Source organism: Marinobacter sp. UBA2688 (assembly GCF_002352785.1).
GTDB lineage: Bacteria > Pseudomonadota > Gammaproteobacteria > Pseudomonadales > Oleiphilaceae > Marinobacter > Marinobacter salarius.
This window is the reverse complement of the sequence record NZ_DELU01000026.1, coordinates 21,104-45,558: the sequence shown is the minus strand read 5'-3', so window position 1 is coordinate 45,558 and position 24,455 is coordinate 21,104. Positions and strand designations below refer to the sequence as shown.

The 24,455-nt window shown below is 58.6% G+C and carries 24 protein-coding genes; 11 read left to right on the top strand and 13 right to left on the bottom strand.

The window, feature by feature from the left end:
• Positions 1–91: 91 nt before the first annotated feature.
• Genes B3M52_RS15630 through B3M52_RS15620 form a run of 3 tightly spaced genes read left to right on the top strand, consistent with a single transcriptional unit; the run spans position 92 to position 2,697 of the window.
• Complete coding sequence (locus B3M52_RS15630) at positions 92–1,183, top strand: SMP-30/gluconolactonase/LRE family protein (RefSeq protein ID WP_075195015.1); 1,092 nt, start codon at positions 92–94, stop codon at positions 1,181–1,183.
• The gene (locus tag B3M52_RS15625) at positions 1,176–1,652 is read left to right on the top strand and encodes an acyl-CoA thioesterase (RefSeq protein ID WP_036203084.1); all 477 of its coding nucleotides are present in this window, start codon (positions 1,176–1,178) and stop codon (positions 1,650–1,652) included. The genes B3M52_RS15630 and B3M52_RS15625 overlap by 8 nt, the downstream gene beginning before the upstream one ends.
• 55 nt (positions 1,653–1,707) lie before the next feature.
• The gene (locus tag B3M52_RS15620; protein WP_036203087.1) at positions 1,708–2,697 is read left to right on the top strand and encodes an NADP-dependent oxidoreductase; all 990 of its coding nucleotides are present in this window, start codon (positions 1,708–1,710) and stop codon (positions 2,695–2,697) included.
• A gap of 5 nt (positions 2,698–2,702) precedes the next feature.
• On the opposite strand, the gene B3M52_RS15615 is transcribed toward B3M52_RS15620, so the two are convergent.
• The 4 genes from B3M52_RS15615 to B3M52_RS15600 all read right to left on the bottom strand — a co-directional run bounded on the left by B3M52_RS15615 (position 2,703) and on the right by B3M52_RS15600 (position 6,958).
• Positions 2,703–4,562 (bottom strand): cation:proton antiporter, encoded by a 1,860-nt coding sequence (locus tag B3M52_RS15615; RefSeq protein WP_075195016.1) that lies wholly within the window; start codon positions 4,560–4,562, stop codon positions 2,703–2,705.
• Positions 4,563–4,591: 29 nt separating this feature from the next.
• A complete protein-coding gene (gene tcdA, locus B3M52_RS15610; RefSeq protein WP_041332623.1) occupies positions 4,592–5,419 on the bottom strand; it encodes a tRNA cyclic N6-threonylcarbamoyladenosine(37) synthase TcdA in 828 nt (275 codons plus the stop codon).
• Between the two features lie 298 nt (positions 5,420–5,717).
• Positions 5,718–6,362, bottom strand: a complete 645-nt coding sequence (locus B3M52_RS15605; RefSeq protein ID WP_041332624.1) for a ChrR family anti-sigma-E factor — start codon at positions 6,360–6,362, stop codon at positions 5,718–5,720.
• A complete protein-coding gene (locus tag B3M52_RS15600) occupies positions 6,359–6,958 on the bottom strand; it encodes a sigma-70 family RNA polymerase sigma factor (RefSeq protein ID WP_036203098.1) in 600 nt (199 codons plus the stop codon). Before B3M52_RS15600 ends, B3M52_RS15605 begins: the two co-directional genes overlap by 4 nt.
• A gap of 242 nt (positions 6,959–7,200) precedes the next feature.
• Here B3M52_RS15600 and B3M52_RS15595 point away from each other — a divergent pair, with 242 nt between their 5' ends.
• A complete protein-coding gene (locus tag B3M52_RS15595) occupies positions 7,201–8,232 on the top strand; it encodes an AraC family transcriptional regulator (RefSeq protein WP_075195038.1) in 1,032 nt (343 codons plus the stop codon).
• Positions 8,233–8,238: 6 nt separating this feature from the next.
• On the opposite strand, the gene speA is transcribed toward B3M52_RS15595, so the two are convergent.
• Positions 8,239–10,149, bottom strand: coding sequence for a biosynthetic arginine decarboxylase (gene speA / locus B3M52_RS15590; RefSeq protein ID WP_075195017.1), 1,911 nt, complete (start codon positions 10,147–10,149; stop codon positions 8,239–8,241).
• Between the two features lie 198 nt (positions 10,150–10,347).
• Here speA and speE point away from each other — a divergent pair, with 198 nt between their 5' ends.
• The 4 genes from speE (at position 10,348) to B3M52_RS15570 (ending at position 14,331) form a co-directional block, all read left to right on the top strand.
• The gene (gene speE, locus B3M52_RS15585; protein ID WP_075195018.1) at positions 10,348–11,229 is read left to right on the top strand and encodes a polyamine aminopropyltransferase; all 882 of its coding nucleotides are present in this window, start codon (positions 10,348–10,350) and stop codon (positions 11,227–11,229) included.
• A gap of 172 nt (positions 11,230–11,401) precedes the next feature.
• On the top strand, positions 11,402–13,423 hold the full coding sequence (locus tag B3M52_RS15580; protein ID WP_075195019.1) for a T6SS phospholipase effector Tle1-like catalytic domain-containing protein: 2,022 nt from the start codon (positions 11,402–11,404) through the stop codon (positions 13,421–13,423).
• Position 13,424: 1 nt separating this feature from the next.
• Positions 13,425–14,021, top strand: a complete 597-nt coding sequence (locus tag B3M52_RS15575) for a DUF2931 family protein (protein ID WP_075195020.1) — start codon at positions 13,425–13,427, stop codon at positions 14,019–14,021.
• 166 nt (positions 14,022–14,187) lie between these two features.
• Positions 14,188–14,331, top strand: coding sequence for a DUF6316 family protein (locus B3M52_RS15570; protein ID WP_221886060.1), 144 nt, complete (start codon positions 14,188–14,190; stop codon positions 14,329–14,331).
• A gap of 149 nt (positions 14,332–14,480) precedes the next feature.
• On the opposite strand, the gene B3M52_RS15565 is transcribed toward B3M52_RS15570, so the two are convergent.
• Complete coding sequence (locus tag B3M52_RS15565; protein ID WP_075195021.1) at positions 14,481–15,761, bottom strand: ammonium transporter; 1,281 nt, start codon at positions 15,759–15,761, stop codon at positions 14,481–14,483.
• 72 nt (positions 15,762–15,833) lie between these two features.
• Complete coding sequence (gene glnK / locus B3M52_RS15560) at positions 15,834–16,172, bottom strand: P-II family nitrogen regulator (protein WP_004578958.1); 339 nt, start codon at positions 16,170–16,172, stop codon at positions 15,834–15,836.
• A gap of 417 nt (positions 16,173–16,589) precedes the next feature.
• Between glnK and B3M52_RS15555 the strand changes: the two genes are divergently transcribed.
• From B3M52_RS15555 to trmB, 3 genes are all read left to right on the top strand, one after another.
• A complete protein-coding gene (locus B3M52_RS15555; RefSeq protein WP_075195022.1) occupies positions 16,590–16,844 on the top strand; it encodes an accessory factor UbiK family protein in 255 nt (84 codons plus the stop codon).
• Positions 16,845–16,903: 59 nt separating this feature from the next.
• Positions 16,904–18,427, top strand: a complete 1,524-nt coding sequence (locus B3M52_RS15550; RefSeq protein ID WP_075195023.1) for a YifB family Mg chelatase-like AAA ATPase — start codon at positions 16,904–16,906, stop codon at positions 18,425–18,427.
• A gap of 76 nt (positions 18,428–18,503) precedes the next feature.
• Positions 18,504–19,220: a tRNA (guanosine(46)-N7)-methyltransferase TrmB gene (gene trmB, locus B3M52_RS15545; RefSeq protein ID WP_075195024.1), complete on the top strand. Its 717-nt coding sequence runs from the start codon at positions 18,504–18,506 to the stop codon at positions 19,218–19,220.
• Between the two features lie 25 nt (positions 19,221–19,245).
• Here the strand turns inward: trmB and B3M52_RS15540 are convergent, their stop codons facing one another.
• Genes B3M52_RS15540 through metX form a run of 6 tightly spaced genes read right to left on the bottom strand, consistent with a single transcriptional unit; the run spans position 19,246 to position 23,749 of the window.
• A complete protein-coding gene (locus tag B3M52_RS15540; RefSeq protein WP_041332628.1) occupies positions 19,246–19,779 on the bottom strand; it encodes a hypothetical protein in 534 nt (177 codons plus the stop codon).
• Complete coding sequence (gene hemW / locus B3M52_RS15535) at positions 19,779–20,933, bottom strand: radical SAM family heme chaperone HemW (protein WP_091642238.1); 1,155 nt, start codon at positions 20,931–20,933, stop codon at positions 19,779–19,781. Before hemW ends, B3M52_RS15540 begins: the two co-directional genes overlap by 1 nt.
• A 2-nt stretch (positions 20,934–20,935) precedes the next feature.
• The gene (rdgB, locus tag B3M52_RS15530) at positions 20,936–21,547 is read right to left on the bottom strand and encodes an RdgB/HAM1 family non-canonical purine NTP pyrophosphatase (RefSeq protein ID WP_075195026.1); all 612 of its coding nucleotides are present in this window, start codon (positions 21,545–21,547) and stop codon (positions 20,936–20,938) included.
• On the bottom strand, positions 21,547–22,005 hold the full coding sequence (locus B3M52_RS15525; protein WP_075195027.1) for a DUF4426 domain-containing protein: 459 nt from the start codon (positions 22,003–22,005) through the stop codon (positions 21,547–21,549). Before B3M52_RS15525 ends, rdgB begins: the two co-directional genes overlap by 1 nt.
• Entirely contained in the window at positions 22,002–22,604 is a 603-nt protein-coding gene (metW, locus tag B3M52_RS15520; protein WP_075195028.1) for a methionine biosynthesis protein MetW, read from the bottom strand. The genes B3M52_RS15525 and metW overlap by 4 nt, the downstream gene beginning before the upstream one ends.
• On the bottom strand, positions 22,601–23,749 hold the full coding sequence (gene metX / locus B3M52_RS15515; protein ID WP_036203135.1) for a homoserine O-succinyltransferase MetX: 1,149 nt from the start codon (positions 23,747–23,749) through the stop codon (positions 22,601–22,603). The genes metW and metX overlap by 4 nt, the downstream gene beginning before the upstream one ends.
• Positions 23,750–24,455 lie beyond the last annotated feature (706 nt).

Genomic DNA, 24,455 nt, shown 5'->3' with positions numbered 1-24,455 from the left:
TGCCTGGTAGCGACGGGTACCTGCCAGTTTAGCCGCTGGCGGGTGTCTGATAAGGTTACGGAATCGTATCTGACAGGAACAGGCATCCTCTATGAAGTGGCTTCTGGGCGCATTGCTGATTGGTTTTTTGGTGCTGGGTGGCTTCCTGTTGTCGCCATCTCCCATTAACAGCCAGGCCTGGAACGCCCCTTCGCCGCAGCCACTGACCGGTAAGCTGGCGCCCAACGAACGCCTGAGACTGGCAGACCTGCTGGCGAGGGGAGAGGTGTACGGCCCTGAAGACACCACGGTGGATGACGACGGTATTCTCTACACTGGCACGCAGGATGGCTGGATCGTCCGGGTCAAACCGGATGGCCAGACGGAGAAGTGGCTGGAAACCGGAGGCCGGCCGTTGGGGATGGTGTTTGATCGCCACGGCAATCTCATCGTGGCGGATGCCTGGAAGGGGCTTCTCTCCATAGCGCCGGACAAGACCGTCACCGTACTGACCCGAGAGGCAGAAGGCTTGCCATTCCGTTTCACCGACGATGTGGATATTGCCCCGGACGGCCGCATCTACTTTACGGATGCCAGTTCGCGATTCCGTCAGCCTGAGTATCAGCTGGATTTGCTTGAGATGCGCCCTCACGGTCGCCTGCTTCGTTATGATCCGGCCACCGGTAAAACCGAGGTGTTGCTCAGCAACCTGCATTTTGCCAATGGTGTGGCGGTGTCGCCGGACGGCGAGTACCTGTTGGTGAATGAAACCTGGAAGTATCGAATCCTCAAGTACTGGATCGGTGGCCGCTATCCCGGACAGGCGGAAGTGTTTGCCGACAACCTGCCCGGGTTCCCCGACAACCTGGCGGTCGACCACGAGGGCCGCTACTGGGTTGCGTTTCCCACGCTCCGGAATGCCCAGGTGGATGCCCTGCATCGGCAGCCATGGCTGAAAGACCTGCTGGCCAAACTGCCAGATTACTTCAAGCCGAAGCCCCAGGAATACGGGCTGGTAGTGGCCATGGACGCGGACGGCAGCGTGATTACCAGTCTTCACGACACCAAGGGTACCCATCTGCGGGAGATCACGTCGGTCAACCCCCATGACGGTCACCTCTACTTTGGTTCACTTCACAACGACCGCATCGGCCGGCTAGCCTTGTCGGCTATTCCGGGGTTGGGAGACAGCGACAATGAGTGAGTTTGATCCGGTGAACTGGGATCTTCCCGAACCATTCACCATGACCATCGACGTCCGGGACGCGGACACTGACAGGCTCGGGCACGCCAATAACGTGGTGTACGTGCGCTGGCTTGAAGATATCAGCTGGCAGCACATCGACAGCCTCGGCATGACCTGGGAGCTGCATGAAAAAACCGGCAAAGCCATGGCCATTACCCGTACTGAAATCGATTACCTGGCGTCCGCCAATGCCGGCGACCGGCTGGTGCTGGGCACCTGGCTGACTGGGTTCGATGGGCGCTTTCGCTCGGCGCGGCAATTCCAACTGGTGCGTGAATCCGATGGCAAGACCCTGGTGCGCGCGGTATCCACCCATGCCTGTGTCAACATGAAGAGCCAGAGGCCCTCGCGGATGCCTGCGGAATACGCCGACATCCTCGGTGGAGCGATGGTGCCCGGTGGTCGCGGCTTTGATACCACACCTTGAGGATTCTGCTAGTCTGAACAAATGATCCTGTCCCTGAAGCTGTCTGGAGAGCCCCATGGAAAACACCGTTGATCCGAATTCTGGTCATGCCATGCGTCACGTGGTCTATGACCACTTTGGCGATACTGACGTACTGCGGATCGAAAGTTCCACCATCCCCGAGCCGGGCGCCGAGGAAGTTTTGCTCAGGGTGGCGGGCGCGGGGTTGAACCCCATCGACTGGAAGACGCGGAAAGGCCTGGGATTTGCCGCCCGGCAGATTGAAGACCACCTGCCATGGACGCCCGGCTACGATGTTTCGGGCGAAGTGATTGCGGTTGGTGCTGACGTGACGACGTTGGCGCCAGGCGATCGGGTGATGGGCATGGTGGGCTTCCCGGCTGGCGGAGGAGGTTATTCCCAATACGCAGTGGCTCGCGCCGACGAGTTGGCCATTGTGCCCGAGGAACTGGACCTGATGACTGCCGGCGCTTTGCCGCTGGCCGCGTTGACCGCCTGGCAGGCATTGTTCGAAGTGGCGGAACTGGAGGCTGGTCAGAAAGTGCTGATTCACGCCGGTGCTGGCGGAGTCGGGCATTTCGCCGTGCAGTTTGCGCTTGAACGGGGCGCCCATGTGATCGCCACTGCTTCAGCCAGTAATCGCGATTTCCTGGCGGCTTTTGGCGTCCATGAGGTGATTGATTACCACACCACCGACGTTGTAGACGAGTGCTATGGTCTGGACGTGGTGCTGGATCTGGTCGGCGGCGAAGCGGGCAAGCGTTCCCTGCACACCCTGAGTGAGCACGGCGTACTGGTCACGATTCCCACCGTGACGGCAGATGAGATCATAACCGCGGCTGAGTCCCTTGGGTTGAGAGCCCATGGCATGACCGTCCGCCCCGATGTGTTTCATCTCGATGAGATCGCCGAACTGATCGAGGACGGCGAGGTGCGTGTCCATATCGACAAGGCCTTCCCGCTGGATCAGGTCGCTGATGCCCACCGCTTGCTGGAGGGTGGGCACGTTCGGGGTAAACTGGTCCTGGACTGCGGGGCCCGCTGATACGCTCAGGTTGGAGCGGGTTCCGGTGGCTGTTCCGGCGACTCCCCGGTATCCCGCTCCTTGCGTTCCTTCCTCGCCTGGGGTGGCACCAGGCTTACCAATGTCCAGTCTTTCTCGGGCTTGATGGCCTCCATGCTCTTGACCGGCGTGATGTGTTCGCGCGTGTTCACCACGAACAGCACCATGGCCTGACGGTCGTACTTGTCCAGGAAATCCTCGAACGTAAATTCGTCACTGAGCTGGGTGGTCTTCACCGTATACCCTTGGCTGGCCAAACTGGCCAGCTTGGCGTAGCTCACTCCGTCGAAGAGTCCTCTCGTAAGCTGTATTTTCTCGGCGGTCTGGTGCCGGGCCTTCTGGTCCTGATCCCCTTCGGCCAGGGTTAGCACTGAGTCTTTTCCGAACCAGTCCAGGAAGTGGTAGGTGGCCAGGGAATTCATGTGCTTGTAAGGGGAAATAACCAGCAGGTTGCCAATGCCGGTGAGATCCAGGTGGGTCGACGCATGCTCCGACACGGGGTTGCCGAAATACACCTGGAGGTTTTCCATGCGCGCCTGTTTGACGTTCTCCCAGTTGGTGTCCGCCAGGGTAACGGGGACCTCCAGCTTTTTCAGTGCCAGGCCGATTTTTCGGGCCACCGGGTTGGCACCGAGAATCAGGAAGCCGTATTCCGCCGGCTCGGCGACCTTCAGAAGCCTCGCCAGAGGCCTCGCGGTAAGACTCTGCAGGGTGACGGTGGCGATGATCAGCATGAATATCAGTGGCACCAGGGCTCCGGCGCTTTCGTAGCCCAGTTTCTGCAACTGAAACGCAAACAGGGCGGATACGGCAGCGGCTACAATGCCTCGGGGGGCGATCCAGCTCAGGAACAGTTTGTCGCGCCAGTTGAGACTGGTGCCAATGGCCGACAGGAAGATGCTTGCCGGGCGTGCAACCAGCATCAGCAACGCCAACACGGCCACCAGCCCCCAGCCCAGTTGAGCGATGGCTTCGAACTCCACCCGTGCTGCCAGGATAATGAAGAGAGCGGAAATCAGCAGCACGCTCAGGGATTCCTTGAACTCCAGGATGCTGTCGATGGGGACCTGCTTCATGTTGGCCATCCAGATGCCCATCACAGTGACCGTCAGCAGGCCGGACTCGTGGGCCATTTCATTCGACAGGGCATAGACCCCGAGCATGAACGTCAGGGTGCCGGCGTTGTGCAGGTATTGCGGCAGCAGGTGCTTGCGCAACGCAATGCCGTTCAGCCAGCCCGCGACAGCGCCAATCAGGAAACCCACTGCAAGGGTCTTGCCAAAAATATACAGCGAGTGGCTGAACACGTTGCCCTGGCCCCAGGACACAATGCCCTCGAAGACCAGCACCGCCAGCAGGGCGCCCACTGGGTCGATGATGATGCCCTCCCAGCGCAGAATGTTGGCCAGTTTTGCGTCCGGTCGCACAGATCGGAGCAGAGGGGCGATGACGGTAGGGCCGGTGACGATGGATATGGCGCCAAACAGGAGGGCCACCTCCCATGACACATCAAGGATCCAGCGGGCGGCCAGGGTACCAATGATGCAGGTGACAATGGAGCCGACGGGAATCAGATTGCGAACCATCTTGCCATGGCCACGTATTTCGTCGTAGCGGAGCGTCAGGCTGCCTTCAAACAGGATAATGGCAACGGCCAGGGAGATGACCGGGAACAGCAGGTCTCCAAACACGACTTCGGGGTCCAGAAATCCCAGCAGCGGCCCTGCGGCAATGCCGCCGGCCAGCAGGAACAGGATGGCCGGCATGCGAACCCGCCAGGCGAGCCACTGGCAAAACAGGGAGAGCACACCGATACAGGCAAGGAGAAAGACAGTGCTGACGGTCATAATGGGGTCAGTTCCGTTGAAGTATGGGTTTAATTCTGTAGTCCTGCAGGAAAGTCTGCCGTCTTGTCGGAATTGGCCTTGCGTGCCAGGCGAGCCAGCAACCGCGCCGCCGCGAAGAAACCAAAACTGGCGGTGACGGGGCTGGCAGCACCAAACCCGGAGGCGCAATCCAGACGGACCGGGCCTTCGGTGGCAGGCTTCTGTAGGCAAACCTCACCGTCCCCTGCAGGATACGTGAGCTGTTCCAGGGAGTACACGGCTTCAATTCCGAAACGCCGTTTGGGATTGCGTGAGAACCCGTACTCCCGACGGAGTGTATTACGCACCTTGGCCAACAATGGATCCTGTGTGGTTTTGCTCAGGTCACTGACGCGGATCTGGGTCGGGTCCATCTGACCGCCGGCGCCGCCAGCACACACCAATGGAATCTTGCGACGCTGACAGTGTGCAATCAGCCCGGCCTTGGCTTTGACGCTGTCGATGGCATCGACCACCCCTGACATCTCCGGGGTAATCAGTTCATCGACGTTTTTCGTGTTCAGGAACCCGAAATGGACCCGAATGTCACCCTCCGGGTTGATCGACCGCAAACGGTCTGCCATGGCGTCCGTCTTGGTGCGCCCGTATTGCCCGCTAAGCGCGTGGAGCTGGCGATTGGTATTGGACACGCAGATATCGTCCATGTCGATCAACGTCAAGGTGCCGACGCCGGAGCGGGCAAGGGCTTCAGCCGCCCAGGAGCCCACGCCACCCAATCCAACGATGGCAATGTGAGCGTGACGGAAGTGCTCCAGTGCCCGGCGGCCATAGAGTCGTTCGATACCGCCGAAGCGGAAATGGAAGTCGTCACCCGTCATGCTGCATCTCCGGAGAAAAGTCACGATTGTAACCCAGCCCTGCCGGCTGTCTCTAATCAGTCGTCGGATATCGTATTCATGGGGTGAAGTGAGCAGGCATAAAAAAGGCCACGCAAGAGCGTGGCCTGTAAGCAAGTGCCCAACCCGACGGGGGGTGGGCCGGACTAGTTCAGAGACACTAATCAACGTAATCAGTATCGTTTATCAACGTGTCGTCCGGAAGGTCACAAACTGACAAAGGCCGGTCATTTTCGGCCAAGGCTTCGGCCAGGCCGGTACAGTTTCCGGTCCATCCGCCTCAGCGTATAAAGGGGTTCAATAAGCGAGTGAACGTGCCGGTTAATTTAACCGGTGCGCTGAGCACCGACAGGGTGATGCAGTCTTCGCAGCCAACCGCCACAGGTTTGTGCTCGTCTTCCTGATTGAGTACCACGAAGTCCCACTGGTTGAACACACCTTTCTGGTCTGAGAATGCACCCTGAAGAACTATCGTGGTTTCACTCCCTCTGTGGGTATGCGCGGGTGCCTTCCCACCGGCGGCCAGTTTCTGAAGCACCACCTGCTCGCTCTGGCCGGGAAACCGTTCGCTGATATCCAGCACACTGACATCGCCGAGCTGACGTTTCCAGGGCAGCGAGTTGAGATCGTCGCCCAACAACTTTTGAAGAGGGCTCATGCGCTTGGCTTGTGTACTGATGTAGGTCTCCGTCATGTCAGGCTCGCTGTCTATGCGTGACAGGATAGCGTCAAACATGTCCGATGAAACACCGACCTGGGGCTGACTTTCCATCATGACGGCACCCAGGCTGTCGAGCGTATCCACACGGCTGCGACAATGGGGGCACTGGTCCAGATGGAGACGAATGCACAGTGCGTGGGGCTCACTGAGGTTGCCTGCACTGAATTCCATCAGGGTAAGTGTGTCTGGATGGTGCCGTGTCATACGTTCTGGTCCTGCAAAATCACTTTCAGTTTGTTCAGTGCCAGGCGTACCCGGCTTTTTACGGTACCTAGCGGTATGTTGAGCTCGTCCGCCACCATCTGGTGTGACTTGCTTTCCATGTAGACCTTGGCGATTACTGTAATCTGTTCTTCCGGCAGGTGGCTGAGGGACTCTCGCACGCGACGTTCAGACATCAGGCGGTGCAGCGACGTAACCGGCTCGTCTTCGTTTTCGCCGGGAATCTGCCACAGATCTTCCGTTTCAACCGGCATCTCCGCACTCGTGCGTTTCATCTTGCGCAGCATGTCAATGCGTTGGTTACGGGCGATGGTGAAAATCCAGGTCGACGCGGCTGCCTTCCTCCAGTCGTACAAGCAGGAGCGCCGCCAGATCGATACGAAAACCTCCTGTACCAGCTCCTCGGCGTGACTCGCCATGCCATTGGCCATGGCGTAATACTTGATCTGAGGACCAAAGTGCTCGAACAAAGCGTGGTAGGCCTGCCGATCCTGGTTCTTTCCCACTTTCTCCAGCAATTGGCTCCAGGGGTCCTTGCGGCCCTCGGCTCGTGCTGGCTTCTGATCCAGTGTGGACACCGGACGCTCCTTGACAGTCGCATGATTTGGCATTGTTGTGTTCATCATTCTATGCACTCGCCCCGGGTTTGTCAGTCACGATATTTACGGGGGCGATGGGCAGGCGGATCTGTTGGGCGGTATTTTTTCCCACTTGTACTGGCTGGCTTCTCCGCCGCTCGGTGTCGTCTGCAGGGAGATTGCCGACCGCTATCATCACGGCTAATCTTTTGCAGGTATTTATTCAGGAACGCTTGGCCAACATGAATGCTCCCGGAAAGACCGGCAATCTGCCCGTTATTCGCGCCCACTACGCCGATATCCTTTGCCAGTTGGCGGAAGAGAAGGGTGCTGCGCGTCCCGAGTTGCTGCGCTCGGCCGATATTCGTCCGGCCATGTTGGGGCACCCCGACAACTTCATCACCGTGGAGCAGTTCAGTCGTCTTTGTCGCTCGGCATTGGCATTGAGTCACGACCCGGCCCTGGGGCTGGAATATGGCAAGCGCCTGAAGTTCACTACCCACGGTTCCCTGTCACAGGCCGCCATCAGCTGTGACAACATTGGCCAGGCTCTTACGGTGTTGATCAAGTATTTCCGTATCCGGTTCGTGTATATGAATCTGAGTTTCTTTACCGAGGGCAGCGACGCTGTGCTGCAACTCGATATCGTGCACGCCCTGGATGATCTGCATTGGTTCAACGCAGAAGTGGTGCTGGCCTCGCTTATGGATGTGAACCTGCTCCTGTTCGGACGCCGCCTGCTTGATGGTGGAAGTTGTCGACTGAATTATCCGCCACCGGAGTATGCCCCGGCCTATGAGTCGCTGTTCGGCAATCGTATCCGGTTTGACGCCGGCGCCAATCAGCTCCGTTTTCGCAAGGAATTTCTGGAACTGCCAATTTCCCTGTCCAATCCTGTGGCGCGTCGGGTAGCAGAAGCGCAATGCGAGGAGGAAATGCGATCGCTGGAGGCGACCACATCGATTCCCGAGCGCGTGGGGCGGTTGCTGGAATCGGTACGGGATGGCCGGCTTCCGGGTATTGATTCCGTGGCAGCGCAACTGGGTGTGTCACCCAGGACGCTGCGCCGTCAGCTCAGTGCCGAAGGCCTGAAATTTCAGGGCATCCTTGATGACATCCGCCACCGGCGTTCACTGGAGCTGCTTCGGCGCACCGACCTCGGGATCGATGACATTGCCTATCGCCTGGGGTATAGCGACCCGTCCAATTTCGGCCGTGCCTTCCGCAAGTGGGAGGGGCTGTCACCCTCAGCCTGGCGCGCAAGCAGGGCCTGATCCGGGTTACTCTTCCAGGTAGGTATAGCCGCCCAGGCCATTCTCCAGTTCTTCCAGCAGGCTCGTCTGTATGTCTTCCGGCAATCCGCTGGCGGCAAATTTCTGCTGATAGGCCCGAAGCAGGGCAGTGGGTTCGAAGTTCACATACTGCAGCACCTTGGCCACGGTGTCGCCATGGATCGGCTCACTGACGGTATGGCCGCCGCCGGGGTTGCGTCGTACATCCACCGAGTGGGTGTCGCCGAACAGGTTGTGCATGTCACCGAGGATTTCCTGGTAGGCACCGGTCATGAAAAAGCCCATCAGCATGGGTTCTTCCGGCGCCTCTTCAGGCAGCGGGAAGGTGGTTTCGATGCCCTGGCCGTCCACGTACCGGTCAATTCGCCCGTCGGAGTCACAGGTAATATCCTGGATGACCGCACGACGGGTGAGGGGGCGATTCAGTCCGTTCACAGGCATGATCGGGAAGATCTGATCAATACCCCACACGTCCGGCAGTGACTGGAACAGCGAAAAGTTCACGAAGAGCTTCTCCGCCAGTTTTTCATTGAGCTCGTCAATGATCTCCCGGTGCGCGCGATTCGCGGAGTTCAGCTGTTTTCTCAGAGCCCGGCAGCAGGTGGTGTAGAGCGTTTCCGCCCGTGCGCGGTCCGCCAGTGACAACAGGCCGTGGGCAAACTGGGTGTGGACATCCGCCATGGCGTGGAGCACGTCGTGGTAGATCTCAGCCAGGGAACGGCGCGATGCCTCATCCCGCAGGCTCTCCAGGTCGCGCCACAAATCCTGCAGCGGTGCCGGGGCATCACTGACCGGTTGTTCAGGCGGACGCTTGTCGGGTATCTCCCGGTCAATCACATTGGTCACAAGTACCGAGTGGTGAGCCGTCAGCGCACGGCCGGATTCACTGATCAGGTTGGGATGGGGGATACCCGCCCGATCGCACTCCGATTGCAGGATATGAATCACGTTGTAAGCGTATTCGTGTACGCTGTAATTCATCGAACAACTGCTGCGTGAGCGGGTGCCCTCGTAGTCCACGCCGAGCCCACCGCCAATATCGACCGTGCCTACCGGTGCCCCCATGTGGCGCAATTCACTGTAGAAACGGGCACACTCCCGCAGTCCGGTCTGGATGTCACGGATGTTGGCAATCTGCGACCCCAGGTGAAAATGCAGCAACTGAAGGGATTCCAGGGCCCCGGCACGGCGCAGGGTCTCAACCACATCCAGCACCTGGCTGGCGGACAGGCCGAATTTCGACTTCTCACCGCCGGTGTTCTGCCAGTTGCCTTTGCCGATGGTGGCCAGCCGTGCGCGCACACCAATCAGCGGAGTCACTCCCAGACGGCGCGCTTCCTCGAGGATGAGCGGCAACTCGGACTGTTTTTCCACCACAATGAACACCCGGTGCCCCAGTTTCTGCCCGATCAGCGCCAGCCGGATATATTCGCGGTCCTTGTAGCCATTGCAGACAATCACCGACTCCTGCTGGCGCGACAGTGCCAGAACCGCCATTAACTCCGGCTTACTGCCGGCTTCGAGGCCAATCTGGTTGTCGCTGGCGGCCGGTTCGGCGCAGAGCAGTTCCTCAACCACCCGGCGCTGCTGGTTGACCTTGATCGGGTAGACGGCGGTGTAGCCTCCCTGGTAGCCGTGTTCGCGAGCGACCTTGTTAAACGCGCCACACAGTTTGTTGACCCGATCATGGAGAATATCGGTAAATCGGATTAACACCGGAAGCTGAACCCCCTCACTGACCAGGGAGCGGGCAAGGTCAGGCAGGTTGATGTCCTCGCCGCTGTGCCCCCGGTCGGGTCTTATCAGTACCTCGCCACGGGTATTCACATCAATATAGCCATCGCTCCAGTGGGCGATGTTGTACACCTTGTGGGCGGCGCTGAGGGTTGGTTCGCTCATGGGGCTTTCCTGTGCTGAATCCGCAGCCGGCAACGGGCCGGCTTATGGCGCTCATTGTATGGATTCCACCGCCCCGCTAAAAGAACAACACCCGAAAAACACGGCCCAAGGGTAATGATAGTCCTTTAGGTGTGGTGGTTACGCACCTACAATACCCTCAATACGAACAGGCTCAACGCGCACATCCGGAGACACGACATGACTGCACTGAACGATGGCTGGTTTACCGAAGTATTCCAGGACCAGGGAACCGCCTTTTCCCTGCAGGTAAAGAAAAAGCTGCACGAAGAACAAACCGAGTTCCAGAAACTGGAAATCTGGGAAACCGAAACCTTCGGTAACCTGATGGTGCTCGATGGCTGCGTGATGCTGACCACCAGAGACAACTTCCTCTATCATGAGATGATGACTCATCCGGCCCTGTTCACCCATAAAGACCCGAAGAAAGTGGTCATCGTTGGTGGTGGTGATTGTGGAACCCTGAAAGAAGTCCTCAAGCACCCCGGTGTGGAAGAGGCCTGGCAGGTGGAAATCGACGAACGTGTCACTCGTCTCTCGGAACAGTATTTCCCCGAACTCTGCGAGTCCAACACCGACCCCCGCGCCAACTTCTTCTTTGGTGATGGCATCCAGTGGATACGCGATGCGGTGCCCGGAAGTCTCGACGTCATTATCATCGACAGCACCGACCCGGTCGGCCCCGCCGAAGGCCTGTTCGCCCTCGACTTCTACCGCGACTGCATGATCGCCCTGCGCGACGGTGGCATCCTCGTCCAGCAAAGCGAGTCACCGCTGCTGCACACCAACACCATCATCAAAACCATTCACGACGACATGAAAAAGGCCGGTTTCGACCACGTCCGCACCCTGCCGTTCCCGCAACCGGTGTATCCCACCGGCTGGTGGAGCTGCACTATGGCGGGTAAGGAAAAGCCGGTGGTGTACTTCCGTGAGGAAGACGCGGATCAGCGGCCGTTTGTGACCCGCTATTACAACGCCGACATCCACCGTGGGGCATTGGCGATGCCGCAGTTCATGGTGGATGTATTGGAAGATGAGGTGATGTCGAGCGAGGGCTAGGAGGCCATCAGGGGCAAGGAATTTCTGAAGGTGGTACGGGCGCCGTTGTTCGCCGCCCGGTTTTTGATTAGAGTTTGGCTTTGTGGCGGTCATGCCCGCCCCTCAAGGAGAGCGCCTGCTTTAGTCAGTACCTTTGCGGGCCTAATACACCGGCCGCAAAGGAACGCTGCCAATGAAAGTAAAATCCCGCCTGGAGCTTGAACTCCGGGACCTGCCCTATATTGAAAGCCCTTTCTTCGCTGCCTCATATGCAGCCGAACTGATTGACCATCCTGTCTCCGACGTGCCCCGAAACCGTAGTGGAAAGGAAATGAGCGTCAAAGCACTGGAGCGTGAGCTCAGGGACGGTCATCTGTTTCTGATTGGAGGCAAGCCCTTATCGCCTATAGTTGTCTGGGAAACGGACAGTGATCACCCCAACGGCGGGTTCTGGCGCCTAAAGAGAGATGGTGGCGGGCCGGGCCTTCGCAACCAGATTGAGTCTCTCAACAAGTGGGAAGTCACCCCTGAAATCATCAGCCACGTAGGGGCGGGCGGTGTCGGCCATATGAACGTCTGCGGTTTTGACTGCACCATGACCAACCGCCGCGCCGACGAGCGTTACCTGGCGAAACAGGAAGCCGACCGACGCTCCACCCTGCCGCTGGGTACAGCAGCGTTGGTTGCGCCCCTTGTGCCCGCTGCCTCGCTAGCCCAAACACCCGAGAACGGTCAGGCAAAGAAAGAAGAACAGAGAAAGCCGGTTCATCTTGAAGTGGGCATTTTCACCGATGGCACGTTGAACAATGCCGGTAATATTGAGATTTACCGGCAGCAGGTGGAAGAGACATGCCTCGTGCCGCACAGCAATGGCGAGATTGACGATGCCGAGTGTGAACGGCGGCTGGCTTTGTTGCTGGGGGGTAGTTACGCCAATGAGATCAGCAATGTCGCCAAGTTGCGGGATCTATATCCCGAGGTCGAAAATGAGGCGGAAACAATGATCAACCAGAGTTTTTCGGTGTATGCGCCGGGAGCAGGATCGAAAACCGGAGCTCCGGATTCTCTGGAAGGTATGACAACCGGTCTTGGTGAAACGGGTGTCACCGAGCAAGTAAAAAATGGTTTCACTGAGGTCGCAGAGCGCATAGCCATACTGGTTAACGAAAGGCCTATCGCAAAGCTAACAGTTGATCTGTTTGGTTTTAGCAGGGGAGGCGCAGCCGCCCGCCATGCCGCGAATGAAATTGCCAAGGGCTCTGATGGCGAATTGGGACAGTCTTTGGCCGCCATGGGTATTCAATGGCCGGAACGAGTTACCATTCGTTTTGTGGGGTTGTTTGATACCGTCGCCGGCATCGTAAATATCACGGGTGGCGATCTCTCTCCAAGCAATGCTCGTAACACGCCGGTGAACCTGTACCTGGACCCGGCCACCGTCTCCACCGCTGTACAGTTCACGGCCGTTGACGAGTGTCGAGAAAATTTTGCGCTTAACAGCCTCTGCAATCCGGATGGTTCACTTCCCCGCAACTTCCGAGAAATCATGGTGCCCGGCGCGCACTCCGATATTGGTGGCGGCTACCATGATAGCCAGACCGAGGAACTGATGCTTTCGCCTAAACTGACCATTGGCGGCAGCGCTACGGCCTGGCCGGAGCAGACACCGCAGTGGGACAACCTCGCAACCCTCAAAGGGGTGACCGAAGCCGAGGGCTGGATCGGGACTCGCAGCCTACCCCTGACAACGGGCGAGCCAGCCAGCCTCGGGATTCATAAAACAGTGCGCGAGCACCCCGTTCCGGATGGCGAAGTGGGCCTCGACCTGAAACTGCACCGGCAGGTGCGCGGCGAGCTATCGCGGGTTTATCTTCACTGCATGTATCACTTGGCGAAAAGAGCAGGCGTTCCATTGAAGGACATTCGTACTGCCAAGAATGCCGCAGAAGTTCCGAAAGAACTCGACCTAGCGTACCGGATACTATGGGAGCATATCTCGCTGGGCAAGAACCTGCCTGAACTGCCGCCGCTGCAAAAGGAGCTGGTAAAACAGCGGTATGTGCATCATTCGGATCATTACAACCTGCTTGAGTTTTTGATTGGGGACACCATCGTGAGCTCCGAACTCCCATTTTCGAACGCCAGGTTCCTCTCGCCATTCCGGCCTGCGCCTGAACGGAAACGTATCGTCTATAACAATCAGCCGGAGACGTAATATGCGCCGTATAACATTCATGCTTGCCCTCCTCATTGGTTTGATGCTATCGGGGTGTGCCTCTGGGCCTGATAGCCTTTTTAAGGCATATGTGGGTGTAGGGGCACCCAAGCACTATGAAGTCTGGGTTGAGCACCTGGAACTTGAAGCCTCCGGCATAAGACACTGGCGTATGCCGGTGGGAAGTGTTGCGTGTTGCTGGAAAGGGCCCAGTGGCCCTAGGGGCAAAGGAGGAACAGCGCAGCCTTTCCCGGACTATATCGGTATACGCTGGTTCTCGTTTGCTGAACAAAAGTTTTACGAACGCGTGTTTTCACTGCCAGAGGGACTGGAAGAAAAAATGCGCGAGCACGCAACTTATACTACCAGCCTGGGAACCTTCAGCAGGCCACGGGATATGCTGACTATCGGTTTGGCGCCCGGGGGGCAGATGGTTCTTTGGATTAATAACCAGATTGGCAATGAAATTGAAGTAGGCCGAATGCAAGCTAACGAGGTGGAGGGGGACGCTTCAAATTACGAAGTCGGCACCCGTAACTACCTTGAAGAACACAGCGACTACATCGAAAAACACGGTGTACCAAAAGAAGGCTGGTAATTCACCTCTTCAGACTCCCATGTTTGTTAAAACCGTAAGTGAGGGCTGCTGGCCGGTGGTGGCGTTGGTATTGGTTACCGTTGGAGAATAGGTCGAAAATTAGACAACGCGATACCTCTGACTACACTTGCCGGTATCGGGCAACGGTTGCCCGATTGCGAAGCGCATGGAGAAGGAGGTCACTGATGACGGTTCGACAAGGGAAGCAGAGCGCAACTGGTTCCGATTCGAAAGATTTGAATTGATCAATGGCGCATGGTACTTCCAGACTCGCGAAGGGGCGCTAAAGGGGCCTTTTGAAAGCAGTTAGGAGGCTGAAATGGAACTGCTACGGTACTTGCGCCGGGTCGAGGATTCGCTGTTTTGCAATGCGGTTTGAGGCCACAAAATTCTACGGTTTTCAGGAGAAATAGCAAGGGCGCCCAATGGGCGCCCTTGCTTTCGGGCCTTCAGGCCGGTTTACTTGGAACTGACAAACTCCGGATAGGCTTCCATACCACACTCGGACAGATCCACACCTTCGTACTCTTCCTCTTCGGTCACCCGAATACCCATGACCGCCTTGAGGATGCCCCATACAATCAGGCTGGTGACGAAGACCCAGATGAAGATGGTGAGCATGCCCACGAGCTGCCCCATGAAGGTCGCGTCCGCGTCGGACAGCAGTACCGCGAAGATACCCCAGATACCAACCACGCCGTGTACGGAGATGGCACCGACCGGGTCATCAATACGCATCTTGTCGAGTGTTACGATTGAGAACACCACGATGATGCCGCCGATGGCACCGATAATGGTTGCCAGCAGAGGCGAGGGATCGGCAGGTTCAGCGGTAATCGCAACCAGGCCAGCCAATGCACCGTTCAGGGCCATGGTCAGGTCAGCCTTGCCGAACATGATGCGGGCTACTATCAGAGCGCCGATCAGGCCGCCGGCAGCGGCCGCGTTGGTGTTCAGGAACACGTTGGCCACTTCATTGGCAACGCCGATGCCACCCAGTTTGAGGGTAGAACCGCCGTTGAAGCCAAACCAGCCCATCCACAGGATGAAGGTACCCAGAGTCGCCAGCGGCAGGTTGGCACCCGGGAAGGCCTTGATCTGGCCATCCGCGCCGTACTTGCCTTTACGGGCGCCCAGCAGCAGGACACCGGCCAGAGCCGCAGCGGCACCCGCCATGTGTACGATGCCGGAACCAGCGTAGTCGCTGTAGCTCAGTTCATAGATACCGAATACGGCATCGCCGTTCCAGGTCCAGGAGCCCTGCATCGGGTAGATGAAACCACACATGACAACGGCGAAAGCCAGGAAGGCCCAGAGCTTCATGCGCTCGGCCACGGCACCGGAAACGATGGACATGGCGGTTGCAACGAAGACAACCTGGAAGAAGAAATCAGAAGCCCCGGCGTATTCCCCCATCTCACCAAAACCGGCTTCGTTGGAAGCGGCAAGGACTCCGGCGATCGCCGCGTCGTCCATTTGAGCGACCGTGGTAACGCCGCTGAGGAAGAGCCCGCCACCGTACATGATGTCGTAACCGCAGATCAGGTACATGGTACAGGCTACAGCAAACAGGGAAACGTTCTTGGTCAGGATCTCGGTGGTATTCTTGGCACGCACCAGGCCTGCTTCAAGCATTGAGAAGCCCGCGGCCATCCACATGACCAGAGCACCGCAGACAAGGAAGTAGAAGGTATCCAGTGCATACTGGAGTTCAAAAATATGATTAAGATTGCTTTCCATGTGAAGCCCTCCGCACGAGGCTTTTCAAGTTATAAATTTTTTGCGTTGGCTGTCTGGTTGATCAGTCTTCGATCAGACCGCTTCTTCGCCGGTTTCCCCGGTTCGGATTCGGATCGCCTGTTCCAGTTCGGTCACGAAAATTTTGCCGTCACCGATCTTTCCGGTGTTGGCTGCCTTGGTGATGGATTCGATGACCTGATCCAGCAGGTTGTCGCCGATAGCAACTTCAACCTTGACCTTGGGCAGGAAGTCCACCACGTATTCTGCGCCTCGGTAGAGTTCGGTATGACCCTTCTGGCGACCGAAGCCTTTGACTTCAGTGACCGTTACGCCTTGTACGCCAATCTCGGATAGTGCCTCACGGACATCATCCAACTTGAAAGGCTTGATGATCGCTGTCACAAGTTTCATTGCTTTCTCCTTGGTAAAGCCGTCTCAACATCTGGAACTCTTCGGCCCGTTGTTGAGGTCGGGATGCTGCCACCTCGCACACCAATTGTGCGGATTGCGTACAAGGCTTTTAGCATCGGGTGTGCCAACGCAAAAAATAATATAACTATCAGACAGTTGGCTGTCTGTTGATCCAGAATGGATCGTCAGGTCGCACCATTTCGGGGCTTGTCTGTCTTGGGCGAACCATAATGATGCACGAACTCGGTGCAAGCATTAGGGGTGCCTGAGCCACATTATACTGTCGACGGCCACAGTATGGCAGGGGAGGCATTAGTGTTACACTCCGAACCGTCGTTCAGGCACGACGAAAAGCCCGCCGAGGACGAGGTATAGTCCAGCGCAGCGATTTTGACCGGTGATTTTGAGAGGTGATTCGTGAAAGGTCCACAGGATTTCTTTTCCCAGCTTCAGGGACAGTTCGGCCAGTTCGTTCCCGATATGGCCCGTGCCGCCCGTGAGGACTTTGAAGCTCAGGCCCGCGCCACGGTGATGACGGTTCTGTCGCGCCTTGAGTTGGTCACCCGAGAAGAATTCGATGCCCAGCAAGCTGTACTGATGAAAACCCGCGAAAAGGTCGAAGCGCTGGAAAAGCGCGTGGCTGACCTGGAAAAGCAGTTCCCGAATAACTGACCGGCAGGACGCCCGTCAGGCGGCTAGGCCGCTATCACCTATAACCATGGAAGGTTGTCATGTTTGCCGTTGTCCATACCCGCGCCAGCATTGGCGTTTCAGCACCCTCCGTTACCGTTGAAGTCCACCTGTCAGGCGGCCTGCCGGCGCTGTCCATCGTCGGGCTCCCCGAAACGGGTGTTCGCGAAAGCCGGGAGCGTGTTCGCAGTGCGCTGATGAACGCCGGCTTTGAATTCCCCGCCCGCCGAATCACCATCAATCTGGCTCCTGCGGACCTGCCCAAGGAGGGCGGCCGCTTCGATCTCCCCATTGCCCTGGGCATTCTTGCCGCTTCCGGACAGATTCCGGCGGAAAGCCTCGCACAGTATGAATGCGTGGGAGAGCTTTCCCTGGATGGTGCGCTGAGACCGTTGAAAGGTGTGCTCCCGGCGATACTGGCAGCTCGCAACGAGGGGCGTCGGTTGCTGATCCCCCAGGCCAATGCCGCGGAAGCCGCACTGGCCAGCCAGGACGATGTGTTGCCAGCCGGCCATTTACTGACGGTCTGCGAACACCTGTGTGATCGGGCAAGGATTTCCCCGGTACCGCCAGCGGTGCCGGAAACGGGCGTGAACGCCGGTCCGGACCTTGCGGACGTGCATGGTCAGAGCGTGCCGCGGCGGGCGTTGGAAATCGCCGCCGCCGGCGGGCATAACCTGCTGATGTTTGGTCCACCGGGCACTGGTAAAAGCATGCTCGCCAGCCGTCTGCCGGGTATTTTGCCACCGTTAACCACCGAATCTGCGCTTGAGGTAGCAAGCATCCACTCTGTGGCCGGTCTTCCCGTACGGGACGGAGAGTGGTGCCGGCCGCCTTACCGCGCGCCCCATCATACTGCCTCGTCGGTTGCCATGGTGGGTGGCGGTAGCAGTCCGCGCCCCGGAGAAATCTCCCTGGCGCACCGCGGCGTGTTGTTTCTCGACGAACTGCCAGAGTTCGAGCGCCGGGTGCTGGAAGTGCTGCGGGAACCCATGGAGTCCGGCGAGATTGCCATCAGTCGCGCAGCAAGGCAGGTGACTTTTCCGGCCTGCTTCCAGGTCGTGGCGGCCATGAACCCGTGCCCGTGTGGCTATCTGGGGCATCCGACGATTGAGTGCCAGTGTACGCCCCCGCAGGTGCTCCGTTATCGGGCAAAGATATCAGGGCCACTGCTGGACCGGTTCGATTTGCATGTGGAAGTGCCGGTTCAGAGCGGGGAAGTGCTGATGAAGCGTGACGGTGGGGGTGAGTCCAGCACGGTTGTGCGGGATCGGGTGTATCAGGCCCGCGAGCGGCAAATGCAGCGAGGATCCGGAAACGCCGCGTTAAGTGGCGGTGAGCTGCAGACGCACTGCCGCGTGGATGCAGCAGGCGAGGCCATGTTATCCGCCGCCATGGAGCGGCTGGGGCTCTCTGCCAGGGCATTGCATCGCATCCTGCGGGTGGCACGGACCCTGGCGGACCTGGACGGCCTCGACCACATTGGCAATGGCCATCTGGTTGAGGCGTTGGGTTACCGCAAGCTGGACCGGCAGCAGACCCGGAATGCGCAGGTTTCGGTATAGTCCGCTGGGCGGCCTCTGGTAAACTGTCGCCATAACCCATTGAAGGAAAACCGCACAGGGCGGTTGAGGACGTCAGATGACTGATCACAACGATGTTTCCGGCGATTCACCCGTGACGACCCGCCGTGGCGTACGCAGTTTCGTGCTGCGCCAGGGGCGGATGACCGAAGGCCAGAAAAAGGCCTACGACCGCAGTTGGCCCAAATACGGCCTGACCCGTGAACAGGGCATGATTGACCCACGCCAGATCTTTGGACGGGACAACATGCTTAACCTGGAGATCGGGTTTGGTATGGGCAAGTCCCTGGCAGACATGGCGGAAGCGGCACCGGAGCAGGACTTCATCGGCGTGGAAGTGCACCTGCCCGGGGTTGGTGCACTGCTGAAAGAGATTGAAGACCGGGGGCTGGAGAATGTTCGTGTCTACGCCATTGATGCCAACGATGTGATCGACCGGTGCCTGCCCGATGCAGCGCTGGACCGGGTGATGGTGTTTTTCCCGGACCCGTGGCACAAGAAACGTCACCACAAACGCCGGCTGATCCAGCACGAATTCGTCCAGCGCCTGCGCCATAAACTGCGCGTGGGCGGGATCCTGCATCTGGCCACCGATTGGGAAAACTACGCGGAACACATGATGGAGATCATGGGAGAGTCCGAGGGTTTTGCGAACTCACAGGATATCGGCGAATATTCACCGCGCCGGGAAGACCGCCCGATCACCAAGTTTGAGAAACGGGGCGAGACGTTGGGGCACGGCGTCTGGGATCTGGTGTTTTACCGCACCAACTAGGCTGTCGGTACGCTGACGGAAGTTGCTACTCGTGGGCCAGCGGATGGCGCCGGGCGGCACGAATGATCACCAATCCGGCGCAGCCCAGCATCAGGCCGGTGAATTTCACCAATGCGCAGAGCGTGGCGGACAGGCTGACCATATCCGTGGGCGGGTCCATGTTATTGAGTAGCAATATGTTTTCCGTTAGATCGCCGGCCCCCGCGGTCACAAACAGGGCCTTCACCCAGCGTGCCACGTTACGTTCCCGAACGCCCGGCCGGTCCCGCATCAGGTGATTGGTCAGGAAAATCAGCGTGGCCAGGTAAGCGGGTACAAACAGGAAGTCCAGCCAAAGGGATATCTGTGCCCATAGCATGCCGTCCTGTCGCCAGCTGCGCAGTATGGCCATGGACTGGTCCGCCGTGGCGGCCATCTGAAGGCTGACGATGCCCTGGGGAGCCGAACCGGTCTGCAGGGGCTGATTGACCACAACCAGGACCAGCAACAGGACGGCGGTGGCCGCCAGGCTCAGGTTGAGCCGTTTGGGCAACAGGGTCATAAGGCGCGGCAGTGACATCAGAGGAAGCGCTCCAGCAGACTGTTCAGGTAACGCTGTCCGAGTTCCGTGGTCTGTATCCGTCCCGGTTCCAGCATGTTTTCTTTTCTTAGCGCCTCAAGTTTTACCGCAACTCTGCTCAACGGTAAACCTGTACGCTCTGTGAACAGGTTTTCCGGCACACCGGACGTCAGCCTCAAGGCATTCATCAGAAACTCCAGTGGCCTTTCTTCCAGTTCGACCATTTGGCTCCCCGCGGTACGGCTGCCGATGCGGTTCATGTAGGCTTCGGGTTGACGGGTTTTCCAGAAACGCCGGATCTCGCCATTTTGAAAGGTAACCTTGCCGTGGGCGCCGGCGCCCAGCGCCAGGTAATCCCCGAACATCCAGTAATTCAGGTTGTGACGGGACTCCATGTCGGGTCGGCTCCAGGCCGACACCTCATAGTCTGTGAACCCCTGCTGATGCAGGTAGTCGGCACCCTGGCAATGGATTTCCCAGAGGTGGTCGTCGTCGGGCAGTTGGGGTGGGCGGCTGTAGAACTCGGTGTTGGGCTCCAGGGTCAGCTGGTACCAGGACAGGTGCGGGGGTTGCCACGACATGGCCGCCCGCAGGTCATCCAGGGCGTCTGCCGGTGTCTGGCCCGGCAAGCCATGCATCAGGTCCAGGTTGAAGTTGTCAAAGCCGGCATTGCGGGCTGCCTCGATAGCCCTGTGGGCTGCCTTGTCATCGTGGATGCGCCCCAGTGCCTTCAATCGCATGGGGTTGAAACTCTGGATGCCCAGTGAAAGCCGGTTTATGCCGGCGCCACGGAAGCCGTTAAAGCGAGTCTGTTCCACTGTGCCCGGGTTGGCCTCCAGTGTAATCTCGGCATCGTCAGTAAACGACAGGTGAGTGCGCAGCCGGTCGAACAGTATGTTGTAGAAGTCCGGCGACATTAACGAAGGTGTGCCGCCGCCGATGAAGACGGTTTCGATCGGGCGCCCCTGAATTAATGCGAGGTCACCGGCAAGGTCCTCCATGATTGCATCAAGATAGTCGTTCTCGGGAATGTCGCCGGTCAGTGCGTGGGAGTTGAAGTCGCAGTAAGGGCACTTTTTCACGCACCAGGGTACGTGAATATACAGGCTTAGCGGGGGCAGGGTGCTCACCGCTGTGTCGTGCGTCGGGGTCATGGTCACCCCGGCTCTTTCCCCAACTGATCCAGAAGCAGCGCCAGTGCCCGCCCACGGTGGCTGATACGGCCTTTTTCGGCGCGGTGCAGTTCAGCGGCACTGGTGCCGGTTTCCGGTACCAGGAACACCGGATCGTACCCGAAACCACCCTCACCCCGGGGCTCTGGCAGGATGCTTCCTGGCCAGCGGCCATGACAGATCACCGGTGTGGGGTCATCGGCATGGCGCAGGTAGACCAGTACGCAGTGGAACTGGGCCGTGCGTTGGCCCTCGGGAACGTCTTTCAGCGCGTCGAGCAGTGCCCGGACGTTGTCTGCGTCGCTGGCTGTGTCACCGGCGTAACGGGCCGAACGGACGCCGGGTGCCCCGCCGAGGGCATCAACCGCCAGGCCAGAGTCATCCGCAAGGGCCGGCAACCCGGTGATCCGGGCGGCATGGCGTGCCTTGAGGATGGCGTTCTCCACGAAGGTGACCGCTGGCTCCTCCGCCTCGCCAACCCCCAATTCACCCTGGGCTACGGGCGTCAGCCCGAGTGGGCCGAGCAGGTCTGTGAGTTCGGCGATCTTGCCCTTGTTGTTGCTGGCAATGACCAGTCTGTTGGTGGCGTTAGTCATCAGTCGTTAAACAGTGTGTGGGTGAAACGGATGGGCAGATCCTGTCTGGCGCCCGTGGGGCGGGTGGTGATCTGGAAGGTCATCAACTCGGCGTTGCTGTATTGGTATTCGGCGATGAAATAGACAGCGTTGCCTTCCTGGATGCGTCGAAACGCCAGGAACCGGGCCTGCTGGATATCGTTCATGACCTTGCCTTCCACCTGGCCTGATACCGGCTCCAGGCCGCCATCCTCGGTTTCCCTCATGATGGATATGTTGACGATACCGATGCCGCGGCTGCGATTAAGGTTGTTCTCGCGGGCAATTTCAGGGGCCAGGAAGGTGCTTGGGAAAACGCTCCAGTGTACTTCGAATTCACCAAAATCCTTTGAGTCGGCATGGCTCTGGCTGGTAAACAGCAGAACCAGGCATGCGAGTGACAACAACGCCTGCCAGCGATTGTGACTATGTGTGGTCATGATTCCTCCCGGGTTATCCGGTAAATGGCGATCTGCCCCAACATATTGGGCCAAAGACGGCTGAGCCAGCGATCCTGGTGCTCGCCATCCACCACCGTGCGGTTCAGTATCCGGACGTCCTTGCGGAAGCAAAGGGCTTCAAAATCCTTGAAGGTGCACAGGTGAATGTTAGGGGTGTTGTACCATTTATACGGTAGCGTTTCGGATTCAGGCATACGACCCCGGCGCATCAGGTACCAGCGCAATCGCCAGTAAGCGAAGTTGGGGAAGGTCACGATGCCCTCGCGGCCCACGCGAAGCATCTCATCGAGGACCATGTCCGGGCGCCGGACCGCCTGCAAGGCTTGTGTCATCAGCACGGTGTCGAAGGAGTGATCTTCGAAGTTCCCCAGGCCCTGGGTGTCCAGGTTCTGCTCAATGACGGACACCCCGCGACCCATGCAGGTGGTGATATGGTCCGGATTGATTTCCAGGCCAAACCCTGTTGCACTTTTTTCCCGCTGCAGGTAGTCCAGCAGGGTGCCGTCGCCGCAGCCCAGATCCAGTACATGGCTGCCGGCGCTGATCCATTGCTCGATGATTTTCAGGTCTGTTCTCATGCACCTACCTCCCGTGCGACCCGGTCCATGTAGGAATGGAAGATGGCGGTGTAACGTGGTGTGGGAATCAGGAAGGCGTCATGCCCCCAGGGTGCGTCGATTTCGGCATAGCTGACCTTGCAGCGGGCCGCGATCATGGCATTCACCAATTCCTCGGACCGTGCCGGGGTAAACCGCCAGTCGGTGCTGAACGACACGACAAGGAATTCGCAGCGCGCACGGAGCAGCGCCTTTGCCAGGTCATTGTCGTGCTCGTAGGCCGGGTCAAAGTAATCCAGAGCCTTGGTCATCAGCAGGTAGGTATTGGCGTCGAATGACTCCGAGAAGCGCTCACCCTGGTAACGCAGGTAACTCTCCACCTGGAACTCTGCGTCATAGCCGAACTTGTAGGCCTGGTCCCGCAGTTCACGGCCAAATTTTTCGCCCATGGAAGCATCGGACAGGTAGGTAATGTGGCCCACCATGCGTGCCAGCATCAGGCCCCGGCGCGGTAACGTGTCGTGCTCATAGTAGCGGCCGTCATGGAACTCACGGTCGGACGTAATCGCCTGTCGCGCCACCTCATTGAAGGCAATGTTCTGGGCGCTCAGGCGTGGGGTAGAGGCAATGGTCACGGCGTGACGCAAACGATCCGGGTAGTCCAGGCTCCACTGAAGTGCCTGCATACCACCAAGGGAACCTCCCACCACGGCGGCCCAACATTCAATGCCGAGCCGGTCGGCCAGCAGCGCCTGGCTGTGGACCCAGTCGCGTACCGTGATCACCGGGAAATCAGGGCCGTAGGGCTGGCCGGTCTTCGGATTGACGCTGCCGGGTCCGGTGCTGCCATGGCAGCCACCCAGATTGTTCAGGCTGACAACGAAAAACCGGTTGGTATCGATGGGCTTGCCGGGGCCAATGCAGCTGTCCCACCATCCCGGCTTGCGGTCTTCCTTGCTGTGATAACCGGCGGCATGGTGGTGGCCGCTGAGGGCGTGACAGATCAATACCGCGTTGGTGGCATCCGCATTCAGCTTGCCGTAAGTCTCAATCACCAGATCGTAACTCTCCAGCGTCTGACCGCAGGCGAGAGTGATCGGTGTATCGAAGTGCAGTGTCTGTGGGGTGACTATCCCGACAGAATCCGTTGGCAAGGGATCGGGCATTGGCGCGACAGGTTCCTGATTCAGTCCGTATTATCTGGAAGACGTTTCAGGCAATGGCCGGGCGGAAACCTGCATGTAAGTGCAGGCCTAACTGATATGGCCAGGCGATTGCCAGCCAAGCAGTTTAAAGGCCGGCCTGCATGGCTGCAACCGCCATTTCCGGCGCCGGTCAGACCGCGCCGGAAATGTTGACCACCTTCTGTTGGATCAGAGTGGGTGCTGGTTTACGGATTTGCCGCTGCATGGCGTCAGCCAGTTCAAGCTGGCGTGTCAGATCGCTGATGGTGTTCTGCAGTCGTTCGCGTTCGGCCCGGCTGTCGCGGTCGCTGCGAACCATGTCCCGGAGGCGGCGGATCTGGTGCTCCAGCAACTGCTTCTGTTCCATGGAGTACTGCATGATTGGTAGTAGTGCTTCCGATGGCCAGCGTTCGACATCGGCCCGCACGCGCAGATGCAGTGTTCGGGCTTCGCCCACCATCACGTTGAAGAAGCGCCTGACCAGCAGCGACTGCTCCGTCAACAGATTTTTGGGGCTGATGCGGAAGCGTTTTGCCTTCTTGCGCAGTTCGCGGATGGCAATAACGTGACGACCTGCCCGTAATGGAATTGGCTCCAGGTGACGGGCCCGGGTGTCTTCGTTGTAGCGGCGGTAGATGGCGCCCACCATTTTTTCGGCCAGCCGCCCTTCGCTGAGAAGGTTGCTCAG

Excerpts from the sequence above, each read along its gene's own strand:
- B3M52_RS15630 (WP_075195015.1), top strand. The coding sequence starts at position 92 with ATGAAGTGGCTTCTGGGCGCATTGCTGATTGGTTTTTTGGTGCTGGGT.
- B3M52_RS15625 (WP_036203084.1), top strand. The coding sequence starts at position 1,176 with ATGAGTGAGTTTGATCCGGTGAACTGGGATCTTCCCGAACCATTCACC.
- B3M52_RS15620 (WP_036203087.1), top strand. The coding sequence starts at position 1,708 with ATGGAAAACACCGTTGATCCGAATTCTGGTCATGCCATGCGTCACGTG.
- B3M52_RS15615 (WP_075195016.1), bottom strand. The coding sequence starts at position 4,562 with ATGACCGTCAGCACTGTCTTTCTCCTTGCCTGTATCGGTGTGCTCTCC.
- tcdA (WP_041332623.1), bottom strand. The coding sequence starts at position 5,419 with ATGACGGGTGACGACTTCCATTTCCGCTTCGGCGGTATCGAACGACTC.
- B3M52_RS15605 (WP_041332624.1), bottom strand. The coding sequence starts at position 6,362 with ATGACACGGCACCATCCAGACACACTTACCCTGATGGAATTCAGTGCA.
- B3M52_RS15595 (WP_075195038.1), top strand. The coding sequence starts at position 7,201 with ATGAATGCTCCCGGAAAGACCGGCAATCTGCCCGTTATTCGCGCCCAC.
- speA (WP_075195017.1), bottom strand. The coding sequence starts at position 10,149 with ATGAGCGAACCAACCCTCAGCGCCGCCCACAAGGTGTACAACATCGCC.
- speE (WP_075195018.1), top strand. The coding sequence starts at position 10,348 with ATGACTGCACTGAACGATGGCTGGTTTACCGAAGTATTCCAGGACCAG.
- B3M52_RS15580 (WP_075195019.1), top strand. The coding sequence starts at position 11,402 with ATGAAAGTAAAATCCCGCCTGGAGCTTGAACTCCGGGACCTGCCCTAT.
- B3M52_RS15575 (WP_075195020.1), top strand. The coding sequence starts at position 13,425 with ATGCGCCGTATAACATTCATGCTTGCCCTCCTCATTGGTTTGATGCTA.
- B3M52_RS15570 (WP_221886060.1), top strand. The coding sequence starts at position 14,188 with ATGGAGAAGGAGGTCACTGATGACGGTTCGACAAGGGAAGCAGAGCGC.
- B3M52_RS15565 (WP_075195021.1), bottom strand. The coding sequence starts at position 15,761 with ATGGAAAGCAATCTTAATCATATTTTTGAACTCCAGTATGCACTGGAT.
- glnK (WP_004578958.1), bottom strand. The coding sequence starts at position 16,172 with ATGAAACTTGTGACAGCGATCATCAAGCCTTTCAAGTTGGATGATGTC.
- B3M52_RS15550 (WP_075195023.1), top strand. The coding sequence starts at position 16,904 with ATGTTTGCCGTTGTCCATACCCGCGCCAGCATTGGCGTTTCAGCACCC.
- trmB (WP_075195024.1), top strand. The coding sequence starts at position 18,504 with ATGACTGATCACAACGATGTTTCCGGCGATTCACCCGTGACGACCCGC.
- B3M52_RS15540 (WP_041332628.1), bottom strand. The coding sequence starts at position 19,779 with ATGTCACTGCCGCGCCTTATGACCCTGTTGCCCAAACGGCTCAACCTG.
- hemW (WP_091642238.1), bottom strand. The coding sequence starts at position 20,933 with ATGACCCCGACGCACGACACAGCGGTGAGCACCCTGCCCCCGCTAAGC.
- rdgB (WP_075195026.1), bottom strand. The coding sequence starts at position 21,547 with ATGACTAACGCCACCAACAGACTGGTCATTGCCAGCAACAACAAGGGC.
- B3M52_RS15525 (WP_075195027.1), bottom strand. The coding sequence starts at position 22,005 with ATGACCACACATAGTCACAATCGCTGGCAGGCGTTGTTGTCACTCGCA.
- metW (WP_075195028.1), bottom strand. The coding sequence starts at position 22,604 with ATGAGAACAGACCTGAAAATCATCGAGCAATGGATCAGCGCCGGCAGC.
- metX (WP_036203135.1), bottom strand. The coding sequence starts at position 23,749 with ATGCCCGATCCCTTGCCAACGGATTCTGTCGGGATAGTCACCCCACAG.